The 12,589-nt window shown below is 60.5% G+C and carries 13 protein-coding genes; 3 read left to right on the top strand and 10 right to left on the bottom strand.

Going from position 1 to position 12,589, the window contains the following annotated elements:
• Positions 1 to 23: 23 nt before the first annotated feature.
• Genes ACLK1G_RS16980 through ilvA form a run of 4 tightly spaced genes read right to left on the bottom strand, consistent with a single transcriptional unit; the run spans position 24 to position 3,725 of the window.
• Entirely contained in the window at positions 24 to 491 is a 468-nt protein-coding gene (locus ACLK1G_RS16980; protein WP_420766464.1) for a DUF2269 family protein, read from the bottom strand.
• On the bottom strand, positions 488 to 1,744 hold the full coding sequence (locus ACLK1G_RS16975; RefSeq protein ID WP_420766463.1) for an SDR family oxidoreductase: 1,257 nt from the start codon (positions 1,742 to 1,744) through the stop codon (positions 488 to 490). Before ACLK1G_RS16975 ends, ACLK1G_RS16980 begins: the two co-directional genes overlap by 4 nt.
• 15 nt (positions 1,745 to 1,759) lie before the next feature.
• A complete protein-coding gene (locus ACLK1G_RS16970) occupies positions 1,760 to 2,173 on the bottom strand; it encodes a DUF2269 family protein (RefSeq protein ID WP_420766462.1) in 414 nt (137 codons plus the stop codon).
• Between the two features lie 37 nt (positions 2,174 to 2,210).
• Positions 2,211 to 3,725: a threonine ammonia-lyase, biosynthetic gene (gene ilvA / locus ACLK1G_RS16965; RefSeq protein WP_420766461.1), complete on the bottom strand. Its 1,515-nt coding sequence runs from the start codon at positions 3,723 to 3,725 to the stop codon at positions 2,211 to 2,213.
• A gap of 252 nt (positions 3,726 to 3,977) precedes the next feature.
• Between ilvA and rpiA the strand changes: the two genes are divergently transcribed.
• The gene (gene rpiA / locus ACLK1G_RS16960; protein ID WP_181290264.1) at positions 3,978 to 4,652 is read left to right on the top strand and encodes a ribose-5-phosphate isomerase RpiA; all 675 of its coding nucleotides are present in this window, start codon (positions 3,978 to 3,980) and stop codon (positions 4,650 to 4,652) included.
• 53 nt (positions 4,653 to 4,705) lie between these two features.
• Here rpiA and ACLK1G_RS16955 read toward each other — a convergent pair whose 3' ends face one another.
• The 4 genes from ACLK1G_RS16955 to ACLK1G_RS16940 all read right to left on the bottom strand — a co-directional run bounded on the left by ACLK1G_RS16955 (position 4,706) and on the right by ACLK1G_RS16940 (position 9,002).
• Positions 4,706 to 5,620: an SdiA-regulated domain-containing protein gene (locus ACLK1G_RS16955; RefSeq protein ID WP_420766460.1), complete on the bottom strand. Its 915-nt coding sequence runs from the start codon at positions 5,618 to 5,620 to the stop codon at positions 4,706 to 4,708.
• 121 nt (positions 5,621 to 5,741) lie between these two features.
• Complete coding sequence (locus ACLK1G_RS16950) at positions 5,742 to 6,668, bottom strand: SdiA-regulated domain-containing protein (RefSeq protein WP_420766459.1); 927 nt, start codon at positions 6,666 to 6,668, stop codon at positions 5,742 to 5,744.
• Positions 6,669 to 6,899: 231 nt separating this feature from the next.
• Positions 6,900 to 7,565, bottom strand: a complete 666-nt coding sequence (locus tag ACLK1G_RS16945; RefSeq protein ID WP_420766458.1) for a fumarylacetoacetate hydrolase family protein — start codon at positions 7,563 to 7,565, stop codon at positions 6,900 to 6,902.
• A gap of 42 nt (positions 7,566 to 7,607) precedes the next feature.
• Positions 7,608 to 9,002 carry an FAD-binding oxidoreductase gene (locus ACLK1G_RS16940; protein WP_420766457.1) on the bottom strand — a complete coding sequence of 465 codons (1,395 nt, stop codon included), beginning with the start codon at positions 9,000 to 9,002 and terminating at the stop codon, positions 7,608 to 7,610.
• A gap of 204 nt (positions 9,003 to 9,206) precedes the next feature.
• Between ACLK1G_RS16940 and serA the strand changes: the two genes are divergently transcribed.
• Positions 9,207 to 10,436: a phosphoglycerate dehydrogenase gene (gene serA, locus ACLK1G_RS16935; protein ID WP_039592617.1), complete on the top strand. Its 1,230-nt coding sequence runs from the start codon at positions 9,207 to 9,209 to the stop codon at positions 10,434 to 10,436.
• A gap of 194 nt (positions 10,437 to 10,630) precedes the next feature.
• Here the strand turns inward: serA and ACLK1G_RS16930 are convergent, their stop codons facing one another.
• Positions 10,631 to 11,056, bottom strand: a complete 426-nt coding sequence (locus ACLK1G_RS16930; RefSeq protein ID WP_420766456.1) for a DUF4399 domain-containing protein — start codon at positions 11,054 to 11,056, stop codon at positions 10,631 to 10,633.
• Positions 11,057 to 11,187: 131 nt separating this feature from the next.
• Between ACLK1G_RS16930 and ACLK1G_RS16925 the strand changes: the two genes are divergently transcribed.
• Entirely contained in the window at positions 11,188 to 11,754 is a 567-nt protein-coding gene (locus ACLK1G_RS16925) for a transporter substrate-binding domain-containing protein (RefSeq protein ID WP_420766455.1), read from the top strand.
• A 174-nt stretch (positions 11,755 to 11,928) separates the two neighbouring features.
• Here the strand turns inward: ACLK1G_RS16925 and ACLK1G_RS16920 are convergent, their stop codons facing one another.
• Positions 11,929 to 12,555, bottom strand: a complete 627-nt coding sequence (locus tag ACLK1G_RS16920; RefSeq protein ID WP_420766454.1) for a class I SAM-dependent methyltransferase — start codon at positions 12,553 to 12,555, stop codon at positions 11,929 to 11,931.
• Positions 12,556 to 12,589: the final 34 nt, after the last annotated feature.

The raw sequence follows: 12,589 nt of genomic DNA, 5'->3' as shown, positions 1-12,589 counted from the left end.
CCGGGCAAACACCGGCGGGCCGCTTACGCGGGCTTGGCTACCATCAGGTAGAAAATCGCCATGAATGCCAGGAACGCCGGCCAGCCCAGCGCAAACCACCAGCGCATGTAGGTGGCGGCCTTGATTGGCATGGGTGTGCCGTCCCGCAAGGCTTGCTCGGCCATTTTGTGTACGCGGATCTGCAACCAGACCACCGGCAGCCAGCAGGCGCCCGCCAGGCAATAAAGGCCGATGCTCCACACCAACCAGCTCTGTTGCAATTGCCAGCCGGCGATGTGCATCAGGGCCAGTCCGCTCAGTGGCTGAAATACGGCGGTGGTGGCGGTGAATGCCCAATCGGCGAAAACCAGATGCTTGAAGGTGACGGCAATGACTTCAACCTTGCCGCTGCGCCAGGCCCGGAGCGCGTAGTAGGCAGACCCGGCGCCCAGGCCGAACAGGATGGTGGAAGACAGGATGTGCAGGGTTTTCAACAGCAAGTAGATGCTCATCGGCGGGGCTCAGTCCAAAGCAACCATAACGTCGCGACTACCAATACCAGATTCTTGGCGACAGCCGCAAAAGGGTCGAACCAATAGTGCGGCAGGATAAAGCTGATGCACAGCGTATAGCCGAGCATCAGACCCAACTGCAGCCGCAATGCCTGTTGGCGCCAGCGTTTGAACAGCATGCCCACGCCCAGCGCGCCATCAAGCAGCGCGCCGCTGACGACCGCAAGCTTGGCCCAGGCGCCGTACACGCCGGCTTCGGCCATGATGCGCAGGCCCCAGTCGAAGCCTGGGCCGAGGCATACCACGGCGGTTCCCAACCAGATGAGTGCGAGCACCGCCAGCATCAACGGGCGGATCGCCCGAAGGCTGCTCTGGGCGACGGCGGGCCACCCCTGCAAGCGGGTCTGTACGGGGGCGGCGCGGTATCCGCAGATTGATGCGAGCACCTCGGGGTCGGCCAGGTTGTCCCGTTGTGCCAGGGCCACGCTTTGCCGGTTCAACGCTCGCCAGCCGAACCGGTCCCCCATCCGGCTGCCCACTTCGGTCAACAGCGCAGGCGCCTTGATGTAGCGTGCCGGCGCCCAGCCCTGCGCGGCTCGCAAATGATCGATGAGCCGGGCCAGCGTCATCGGCTCGGGTCCCACCAGCGGCACCACCACCGACTCGGTTGGCCATTGCCGCAGCAGGGCGAGCACCGCGCCCGTCAGGTCATCGATGTGCACGGGTTGGATGCGCGCCGTCAGATCCAGCAAGGGAATCAGTGGCCACGGTGAAAGGCCCTCCATCCAGCCGCTGCTCGCGCCGCCTGGCCCCACCACCAACGAAGGCCGCAGCACAACCGATGGGATGTGGAGGCTGGACAGATATCCGTCAGCCCGTCCCTTGCTTGCCAGGAACGGTACGTCGGATTGAGCGCTCGCGCCCAGTGCGGAAATCTGCAAGATGCGAACGCCACGGCGGGCGGCCTGCTCGAACAACGCGCACGCGCCACGATCCTGGACCAGACTCAGCGCTTGGGCATTTACGCTGAGCAAGCCGGCCGCGTTGATCAGCAAATCAACGTCCGTAGGGAGGACGAAATGTGCCGGGTCGGCCGACAATACGCCGAGATCCAGCTGCCGCCATTCAACCCCAGGCGAACTCGGCGGCCCGGGTTCACGACGGGTCGCGATGATCGAGTGGCCGGCGTCGTGCAGCGCCCTCAGCAGGTGGCGTCCAATGAAGCCGCTGCCTCCCACCAGTAGGATTTTCATGACGTTCCTTGTCGGTTAGATCGGTTTGGCACCCATCAATGCGGCGATGGACAGGAAGCCGACGCCACCGATGATCGCCAATGCCAGGGTAAACCTGCCGCCGCCACCGTTGCCCATGCGCAGGCGGTTGAGCCGTGCCAGCAGCCAGAAAACGCAAAGCGCCGCCACGGTGTAGATCACGCTGGAACCCAGCAGCCAGGTTTGCCCCAGCGGCCAGCCCACCAGATGAACCAGCCACCAGCCGGTAAACGGCATGCTCAGCATGCAGACCAGCATCGTGCCCCACGCCAGCAGCCAAGGGCGCCGCAGCGTGCAGCTTGGTGCCTCGCTGCGTTTGCGCCAGGCCACAACGGCTAGGCTTGCAGCGCAAGCCAGAAGCAAGACCGTGGCCGCGACGTGCAGGATTTTCAAGGTCAGCAGAGTTTCCATGGGGTTTCCTTAGGCTGGTGTCCTTCAGCGTAGCCCTTCAGCCGAGAAACAGCTGATAGGCCGGGTTATCGCTTTCATCCCAGTACGGATAGCCGATTTCCTCCAGGGCGGCCGGCACCAGGTGGCGCTCATCGTGAGGCACTTGCAGCCCGGCGACCACGCGGCCATCCGCCGCACCATGGTTTCGGTAGTGGAACATCGAGATGTTCCAGCGCCCGCCCAGTTTATTGAGGAAGTTGAACAGCGCCCCCGGGCGTTCCGGGAATTCGAAACGCAGGACCACCTCGTCGATGACGTGAGCGGCATGGCCGCCGACCATGTGGCGAATGTGCAATTTGGCCAGTTCATTGTCGGTCAGGTCCAGCACCGGGAAGCCTTGCTCGGTCAGGCTGGCAATCAGCTTGCTGCGCGGGTCGTTTTCCGGATGCGTCTGCACGCCTACGAAGATGTGCGCTTCGCTGCCGGTGTTGTAGCGGTAGTTGAATTCGGTGATCTGGCGTTTGCCGATGGCCTCGCAGAACGCCTTGAAGCTGCCCGGCTTCTCGGGGATGGTCACGGCGATGATCGCCTCGCGGCCCTCGCCCAGTTCGGCGCGCTCGGCCACGTGGCGCAGGCGGTCGAAGTTGACGTTGGCGCCGGAATCGATGGCCACCAGCGTCTGGCCGCTGATGCTGCGTGTCTCGACATACTTCTTGATGCCGGCAACACCCAAGGCGCCGGCAGGTTCGGTGATCGAGCGGGTATCGTCGTAGATATCCTTGATCGCTGCGCAGATCTCGTCGGTGCTGACGGTGATGACTTCATCCACGTAGTGCTTGCAGATATCGAAGGTGTGCTGGCCGATCTGTGCCACCGCCACGCCATCGGCGAACAGGCCCACGGTTGGCAGGACCACGCGTTCGCCAGCAGCCATGGCCGCTTGCAGGCAGTTCGAATCGTCCGGTTCGACGCCGATGATCTTGATCTCGGGGCGCAGGTATTTCACGTAGGCCGCGATGCCTGCGATCAGCCCGCCACCGCCCACCGGGACGAATATCGCGTCCAGGCGCCCCGGGTGCTGGCGCAGGATTTCCATCGCCACGGTGCCCTGCCCGGCAATGGTGTGAGGATCGTCATAGGGATGAATGTAGACGTAGCCTTTTTCGTCGACCAGTTTCAACGAATAGGCCAGGGCCTCAGGGAACGAATCGCCATGCAACACCACTTTGCCGCCCCGGGAGCGCACGCCCTCGACTTTGATTTCCGGCGTGGTCTTGGGCATGACGATGGTGGCCTTGACCCCCAACACCTTGGCGGCCAGCGCCAGGCCCTGGGCATGGTTGCCCGCCGAGGCCGTGACAACGCCACGGGCGCGCTCTTCGTCGGTGAGCTGGGTCAGCTTGTTGTAGGCCCCGCGAATCTTGAACGAGAACACCGGCTGCAAGTCTTCACGCTTGAGCCAGACCTCGTTGCCCAGCCGTTCGGAGAGCTGGCGGGCGGTCTGCAGCGGGGTTTCTACGGCAACGTCGTAAACGCGCGAGGTGAGGATCTTTTTGACGTACTGTTCAAGCATCGGAAAGCATCACTGAGCGGGTTGGGCAGGGCCAAGGAGTCTAACCCGGCTTTTGGCCGGGCGACCACACGAATTAAGGCACTTTGAGCGCAGGAACCCCCGTGGCGAGGGAGCTTGCTCCCGTTGGGTCGCGCAGCGGCCCCAGAAAAAGCGATGAGCGCTTCGCACTCAAGCGCGAGCTTGCTCCCTCGCCACGGTTTCTACGCCTATAATGCCGGCCTTTCGTTCTCTCTCGGCACCTTCGGAGCCCGCATGACCCAGGATCAACTCAAACAGGCCGTGGCCCAGGCCGCTGTCGACCTCATCCTCCCGAAACTGGATGACAAGAGCATCGTCGGGGTCGGCACCGGCTCTACCGCCAATTGCTTCATCGACGCCTTGGCGCAGCACAAAGGCGCGTTCGACGGCGCGGTCGCCAGCTCCGAAGCCACCGCCGCGCGCCTCAAGGGCCACGGGATCCCAGTGTACGAGCTCAACACCGTGAGCGACCTGGAGTTCTACATCGACGGCGCCGACGAAAGCGACGCGCACTTGAACCTGATCAAGGGCGGCGGTGCGGCCCTGACTCGCGAGAAGATCGTTGCGGCCGTCGCCAAGACGTTCATCTGCATCGCCGATGCCAGCAAACTGGTCCCGGTGCTCGGCGCGTTCCCGCTGCCGGTGGAAGTCATCCCGATGGCCCGCAGCCACGTTGCCCGGCAATTGGTGAAGCTGGGCGGCGATCCGGTGTATCGCGAAGGCGTGCTGACCGATAACGGCAACATCATCCTTGACGTGCATAACCTGCAGATCACCAACCCGGTTGAACTGGAAAGCCAGATCAACGCCATCGTCGGCGTAGTCACCAACGGCTTGTTCGCCGCTCGCCCGGCGGATGTGCTGTTGTTGGGGACTGCTGATGGCGTGAAGACCCTGCGGGCGGAATAATCCGGGCTGATTCAACACCAAACCCTGTGGGAGCGAGCTGGGTCAGGAGTGGTTCAAGGCTGCGGCTTCTTGAACACATAGAACAGATTCGGCTCGCTCACCACATACAGATTGCCATCGTCATCCATGGCCAAGCCTTCCGGTTGGGGAATGGTTTTCTCCAGTCCGTGGCGGCCCTTGCTCAACGACAGCGTGCTTAACGGCCGACCATCGATATCCAACTCGATAATCAACCGCGACTCATCGGACAGCGCCAGCAGATGGCCGCTGCGTTCGTCGTATTGCAGGCTGGAGAGATCGCGCACGAACAGTCCTGCATCGCGCTTGGGGTTGTTGATTACGTGGACAGCGTAGGATTTTTCCGGATTGTGGTGGGGAAATCCGTGTACTTCATAAATCAGCATCGGGTCGCGTTCCTTGGCGACGAACAGCCGCTTGCCGATGGAGTCATAGGCCAGCCCTTCGAAACCCTTGTTGCCGCTCATGTGCACGCCGAGTGTCATTTGCTCGGCATCGGCCGCGTCCAGGAAGCGGGTGTCTTCTTCCAGGTGGATCTTGATCAGGCGCTGCTGACGTTCGTCGGTAATGACGTAGATGTTCTCGCTGATGAATTCCACCGCTTCCGGGTCGCCAAAGCCGACCAGGGCGATGCGTCGCAGAATCCTGCCGTCCAGTGACAGCTCGATCAGCTCGGCATTCTTGTTGGTGACGGTGAAGAGGCTTTTGCGGATCGGATCGAACGTCAGCGCGGAAACGTCGTCGTCCAGGCCTTCGATGACTTGGGCTTGTACCGTGACCTGGTATTGGTCCAGGGCAATGGCTTGCTCGCCAAGGGTGTGCCAGAGCGTATTGAAATTGAACCAGGCGCGCTCGAACAGACGCAGGTATTGCCCGGCTGCGATTAATCCAATCAGGGTAATCGACAGCAACAGCAGGATCAGGGGTCTTGGACGGGCAAGTCGGCGCATCGGGAGTGGGCTCGGATAAGAACAGGTGGTTGGAAATACCACGACTGCCTGAACTGAAGCTTAATGGCCGTCTGCCACGCCCTACAACGAAGGAAGAATCTCCCTACAGAGTTTTTCGCAATCAGCGTTGTTTTTCGAAACGATAGAACAGGTTCGGCTCGCTGACCATATAAAGGTTGCCCGCTTCATCGACGGTGACGCCTTCGGCGCGGGGAACCGTATCTTTCAGTCCGTTGAAGCCTCCCAACAGCGTCATGAAGCTGACCTGTTCGCCTTCTGCATCCAGTTCTAGCAATAGATGGGAGTCGGCTGACAGCAACAGCATATGTCCCGTACGGGGATCGATCGCCAGGGCGGACAGGTTGCGCAGGTCCAGTTCATCGCTGACATGGATCTGCTTGTCGCCCTTGAGCAATTGGCTGCCGTCACTTTTCCAGGTGAACAAGGCTGGCGGGCGCTCTTCGCCCAGCACCAGTTGTTGATTGCGCGGATCCCAGACGATCGCCTCGAATCCTTTGTTCTGGTTCTGTGACGCGCCAAGGTCGTATTGGGGAAAGTCCTTGCTGTTCAGCGTTTGGGTATTGGCATCGACCTGGACGATCGACAGGGTGTGGTTTCGCTCATCGGTAATGGCCAGCAGGCCATTTTCCATATAGGTCACGCCTTCGGGATTGCTCCAGCCCACCAATGGCATCTTGCGCAGCACGTCGCCTTGCAGGGTCAGCTCCGCCAGGAACGGATTCTTGCCCATGACCGCGAACAGCGTCTTGGTCTGCGGGTTGTAGGTGACGTCGGAAGCCTCGTCCTTTTCCATGCCAGGCAGGGGCTTGGCGTCGATCACGGCGCGATAGTCGGGCAACCAGATGCTTTCCTGGCGTTGGGCCGGGCTTTCGAAGCGTTCCGATACCCAGAGCCGGCCCCGGTCATCCCAATGCATCGCGAACGCCAGGCCATAGGCAGCGATTGCGGCCAGCAGCAGCCAGGCATACCAGGGCAAGCCGAAGCGAGCACGGCGGACGGAGGTGGGCAGGGTTTGGGTCTTGGCCATCGGGGATGCGTTCCAGGAATTCGCGCGAGGGATCGGCAGGCTCAGATGCCGCAATCCCCGGAATTATCCGGATGGCATGTGAAAAAAACGGTAAATGCTGGACAAGGCTGCTCAAGAACCCTGTGGGAGCGAGCTTGCTCGCGATAGCGGACGGTCAGCCAACCTAACTGTTGGATGTGATGACCTCATCGCGAGCAAGCATGCTCCCACAGGAAATTGGAGGCGTGGCCGTTAGCGAACGCTGCTTTCGAAGCGGCTCGCCCCAGGCAGTTCCAGCACCAGTTCATCGCCAATGTTCAGCGGCCCGACGCCCGCCGGGGTGCCCGTGAGAATGACGTCTCCGGCCTGAAGCGAGAAGCAGCCGGCCATGTACTGGATCATCGGCACGATGGGGTTGAGCATCAGGCTGCTGTTGCCGTCCTGGCGGACTTCGCCGTTGATGGTCAGGCGAACGGGAATATCGGTCAGGTCGGCAAACGTGGCGTTCGAGACAAAGGGAGCGATCACTGCCGCGCCGTCGAAGGACTTGGCGACTTCCCATGGCAACCCCTTGGCCTTGAGTTCGGCCTGCTTGTCCCGCAGGGTCAGGTCCAGAGCCGGGGCGAAGCCGGAAATGGCGTCCAGTACTTCTTCAACGCTGGGCTTGGTGGACAGTGGCTTGCCGATCAGCACGGCGATTTCCGCTTCGTAGTGCACCGAGCCGCGGTCGGCGGGAATGCTGAAGCCGCCTTCCAACGGCACCACGCAACTGCCTGGCTTGATGAACAGTAGCGGTTCGGTGGGCACCGGGTTATCCAATTCCTTGGCGTGTTCGGCATAGTTGCGGCCGATGCACACTACTTTGCCCACCGGGAAATGAATACGCGTACCGTCGACATACTGGTGCTGATAGCTCATTACCGACTCCTGCCTTGAGATTTCATCAAGTGTTGTTATAGATCAAACCGCGAAAATCTTGCCCGGGTTCATGATGCCGTTCGGGTCGAACACCGACTTCACGGCTTTCATGTATTCGATTTCAACCGCAGAGCGACTGTACGTGAGGTAGTCGCGCTTGGTCATGCCCACGCCGTGTTCGGCGGAGATTGAACCGTTGTACTTCTCGACGGTTTCAAAGACCCATTTGTTCACCGTCGCGCATTTAGCGAAGAACTCATCCTTGCTCAGGTTTTCCGGCTTGAGGATGTTCAGGTGCAGGTTGCCGTCGCCGATGTGGCCGAACCAGACTATTTCGAAGTCTGGGTAGTGTTCGCCGACAATCGCGTCGATCTCGCGCAAGAAGCCCGGGACTTTGGAGACGGTTACCGAAATATCGTTCTTGTACGGCGTCCAGTGGGAAATGGTCTCGGAGATGTACTCGCGCAGCTTCCAAAGGTTTTGCAGCTGGGTTTCGCTCTGGCTCATTACGCCGTCCAGTACCCAGCCTTGTTCGACGCAGTGCTCGAAAGTCTCCAGGGCGTGGTTGGCGACTTCTTCGGTGGTGGCTTCGAATTCCAACAGGGCGTAGAACGGGCAGCCGGTTTCGAACGGGGCCGGGACGTCGCCGCGGTCGAGGACCTTGGCCAGGGCCTTGTCGGAGAAAAATTCAAAGGCGGTCAGGTCCAGCTTGCCCTGGAATGCGTGCAGTACCGGCATGATCGAGTCGAAGTCCGGCGTGCCGAGCACCATGGCAGTGAGGTTTTTCGGCGCGCGGTCCAGGCGCATGGTGGCTTCGACCACGAAACCAAGGGTGCCCTCGGCGCCGATGAACAGTTGCCGCAAGTCATAGCCGGTGGCGTTCTTGATCAGGTCCTTGTTCAGTTCCAGCACGTCGCCCTTGCCCGTCACGACCTTCATGCCCGCGACCCAGTTGCGGGTCATGCCGTAGCGAATGACCTTGATCCCGCCGGCATTGGTGCCGATATTGCCGCCAATCTGGCTCGAACCTGCCGAAGCGAAGTCCACCGGATAGTAGAGCCCATGTTCTTCAGCCTTGTTCTGCAACTGTTCGGTGACCACGCCCGGCTGGCATACGGCGGTGCGGTCGGTCAGGTTCACATCGAGGATCTGGTTCATGTAGTCGAATGACACGACCACCTCGCCATTCGCCGCGACGGCGGCGGCGGAGAGGCCGGTACGCCCGCCCGATGGCACCAGCGCGACCTTGTGCGCGTTGGCCCAGCGCACAATGGCCTGGACTTGTTCGGTGGTCTTTGGAAACACAATGGCGGTCGGTGCGGGCGCGTAATGCTTGGTCCAATCCTTGCCGTAAGCATTCAGGGAGTCGGCATCGGTCAAAACTTTGCCAGGCTCAATCAGGGTCTTCAGCTCATCTATCACGGCAGGATTGGTCATCGACAGAACTCTCGAACAATTCATGGTCATCCTGAGAACGCTTCACGTCGCAGGAATGGGTGTTTGCGGGGGGCATATGCTAGCATACCGACCCCGCAGCGTAGTGCCCAACGGCTGTTCTGCGGCGACGGCTGTCACGCCGGTCGGGCCAGCATGCGCTGTCCGATTCCCTGCCATTTTTCTCCGGGACACAGGTTTACGCAGATGAGCAAGACTTCTCTCGATAAGAGCAAGATCAAGTTCCTTCTTCTCGAAGGCGTCCACCAATCGGCTGTCGACGTCCTCAAGTCGGCGGGCTACACCAGCATCGAGTACATCACCAGTTCTCTGCCGGAAGCCCAGCTCAAGGAAAAGATCGCCGATGCTCACTTCATCGGTATTCGCTCCCGTACGCAACTGACTGAAGAGATCTTCGACCACGCCAAGAAACTGGTGGCGGTCGGCTGCTTCTGCATCGGCACCAACCAGGTGGACCTCAACGCGGCTCGCGAACGCGGTATCGCGGTGTTCAATGCGCCGTATTCCAACACCCGTTCCGTTGCCGAACTGGTGCTGGCCGAGGCGATCCTGCTGTTGCGCGGCATCCCCGAGAAGAACGCTTCCTGCCACCGTGGCGGCTGGATCAAGAGCGCGGCCAATTCCTTCGAGATCCGCGGCAAGAAGCTGGGTATCGTCGGCTACGGCTCGATCGGTACTCAATTGTCGGTACTGGCTGAAGGCCTTGGCATGCAGGTGTTTTTCTACGACACCGTGACCAAGCTGCCGTTGGGCAACGCGACCCAGGTCAACGACTTGCACGAATTGCTGGGCATGTCCGACATCGTCACCTTGCACGTGCCGGAAACCCCGGCCACCCAGTGGATGATTGGTGAAAAGGAAATCCGCGCCATCAAGAAAGGCGGGATCCTGATCAACGCCGCTCGCGGCACCGTGGTCAAGCTCGACGCACTGGCCGAAGCGATCAAGGACAAGCACCTGATCGGCGCGGCGATCGATGTGTTCCCGGTGGAGCCTCGCTCCAACGACGACATCTTCGAAAGCCCGCTGCGTGGCCTGGACAACGTGATCCTGACCCCGCACATCGGCGGTTCCACCGCTGAAGCCCAGGCCAACATCGGTCTGGAAGTGGCTGAAAAACTGGTCAAGTACAGCGACAACGGTACCTCGGTATCGTCGGTGAACTTCCCGGAAGTGGCTCTGCCGGCCCACCCTGGCAAGCACCGCCTGCTGCACATCCACGAAAACATTCCGGGTGTGATGAGCGAGATCAACAAAGTCTTCGCGGAAAACGGCATCAACATTTCCGGTCAGTTCCTGCAGACCAACGAGAAAGTCGGCTACGTCGTGATCGACGTCGATGCCGAATACTCGGACCTGGCCCAAGAGAAGTTGCAGCACATCAACGGCACCATTCGTTGCCGCGTGCTGTTCTAAGCGGGCCTGGCTTGCAATGAAAACGGGAGCTCCGAAGGGGCTCCCGTTTTTTCTGTCCGACACAATGGAACCCTGTGGGAGCGAGCCTGCTCGCGAAAGCGGTCTGTCAGGCGCATTTACGTTGACTGATATGCCGCCTTCGCGAGCAGGCTCGCTCCCACAGTGGATACTGCATTTATCTTCTAAGTGCTGTGTTACTCGACGTTCACCGTGATCTTTTCGGACACGATCGACGGGTCGAACGGCATATGGCCGCTGTCGCCCAGGATCAATTGCAAGGTGTGTTTGCCCGGCGCCAGTTTGATCGTGGCTTCGGTTTGCGCCTTGCCAAAATGCATGTGGTGGGGGTCGGTCGGAATCGGCGTGCCCTCGGCAGGCAGATCATCGACATCGATCAGCAGGTGGTGATGGCCGGTGTTCTTGGTCACGTCGCCCGCCGGGGCAAGTGCAATGTTCTTGACGCCGAACTTGACCTTGAACTCTTGGCTGACGGTGGCACCGTCTTCAGGAGAAACGATGAATACTTCTGCACCTTTGGGCGCCGGGGTTGCCGCTGTCGCCAGCATCGAAGTTCCGAGCAACAAACCGGCCAACGCCGCACGTGACATAAAACTTTTCATTTTTTACTCCAGTTTTCCCATAAATCCGTCGGGTCATGACAACTTCATGACTAATCGTTGTCGAAGCCTGCAACAACCATAGCAAAGCGAGCCTGAAACGAGCGTCGCTTGTATAAATACTAGGAGTGACCATGCGTTTCCTGCCTGGCCTGATCTGCCTGCTACCTCTGTTGAGCCCTCTGGCCCATGCGGAACTGATCGACGACGTCAACGACCGTGGCGAGTTGCGAATCGCCCTCGAGGCCAACACCGCTCCGTTCAATTTCAAGGAGGACGGCAAGCTCACCGGTTTCGAAGTAGAGCTGGGCGAAATGCTCGCGGGCGAGCTCGATGTACGCCCTGATTTTGTCGTCACCGATGCGGCGGATCTGTTGTCCGGCGTGGAAAGCGGCAAGTACGACGTCGCCATCAACCACATAGCAATGACCCCGGAACTGGCGGAACGTTTCGATACCAGCGCTACTTATAGCCAACCGGATGCGCAATTGCTGGCGAGCAAGGAAGAGGCGCAACGTCCGCTGGTCCTGGCGCAGTCTTTCCAGCCCGAGGAAAAGAAGGGGCCGGCGCCGAACCTGGTCATTCCATTCCAGAAGGGCAACCCGGCGTTCAAGGCCAGCCTGGACAATGCCTTGGCGCGTATCAAGGACGATGGACGGCTGGAGCGGTTGTCGCAGAAGTGGTTGGTCAAGCAAGAGTGACAGGCGATAAAGAATCGGACTCAAGCGCTGTTCTTTGTGGCGAGGGGATTTATCCCGTTGGGGTGCGAAGCGCCCCCCATGCAAGCGATGCAATCAGTTAGGTACACCGAGGCAGCGGCTATTGGGGGCGCTTCGCCCCCCAGCGGGGATAAATCCCCTCGCCACAGTGGAGATTCAAGGTCTACGCCATACGCTCGCCAACCAAGGCTGCTGCTCTCGCGGCAGCCCCGCCGGCCGGTAGTAATGCTCCAGCTCCACAAAACCCGCCTGCGTGAGCGACACGCGCCAGGCCGCAAGGTCGTGATACGCGCCAAAGCGTTGGCCGTTCCAGCCTTCCTGGTTTTCGCCCCGGGGGTTTGAGCTGAACAGCACGCCGCCGGGCTTGAGCGTGGCGTGCAATTGCTTGAGCACGCGCGGCAGCTCCTGCACCGGGATGTGGAACAGGACGGCGTTGGCGAAGATCCCGTCGAAACGCTCCGCCGGCAGATCGAGTTGCAGGAAATCCTGTTGCCACACCTCGCATCCGCTGTCCTGGCGGGCCATGCGCGCGAATTCGCTCGAACCGTCGAGGCCCACCGCGACATGGCCCATGGCCGTGAAGGTGCGAAGATCACGCCCAGGGCCGCAGCCGAAATCGAGGATATGGAACGGCGCCTGGCCTTGGATGTGTCGCAGCAGGGCGTCGATGTTCTGGCTGACGTCATGATCGCGGGTGCCTTCGCGAAAACTCTCCGCCACGGCGTTGTAATGGCCAAGGGTCGTGGCGGTGATGGACTGCAGATCGTCGGCGGTGTGTTTCATGGTCGCTGGCTTTGGATGGGGAGTGTTTGACGAC

The sequence above is a fragment of the Pseudomonas algeriensis genome (assembly GCF_048847255.1).
Taxonomy (GTDB): domain Bacteria; phylum Pseudomonadota; class Gammaproteobacteria; order Pseudomonadales; family Pseudomonadaceae; genus Aquipseudomonas.
Note: the sequence above shows the minus strand (reverse complement) of the source record. Positions and strands in the feature narration are given on the sequence as shown.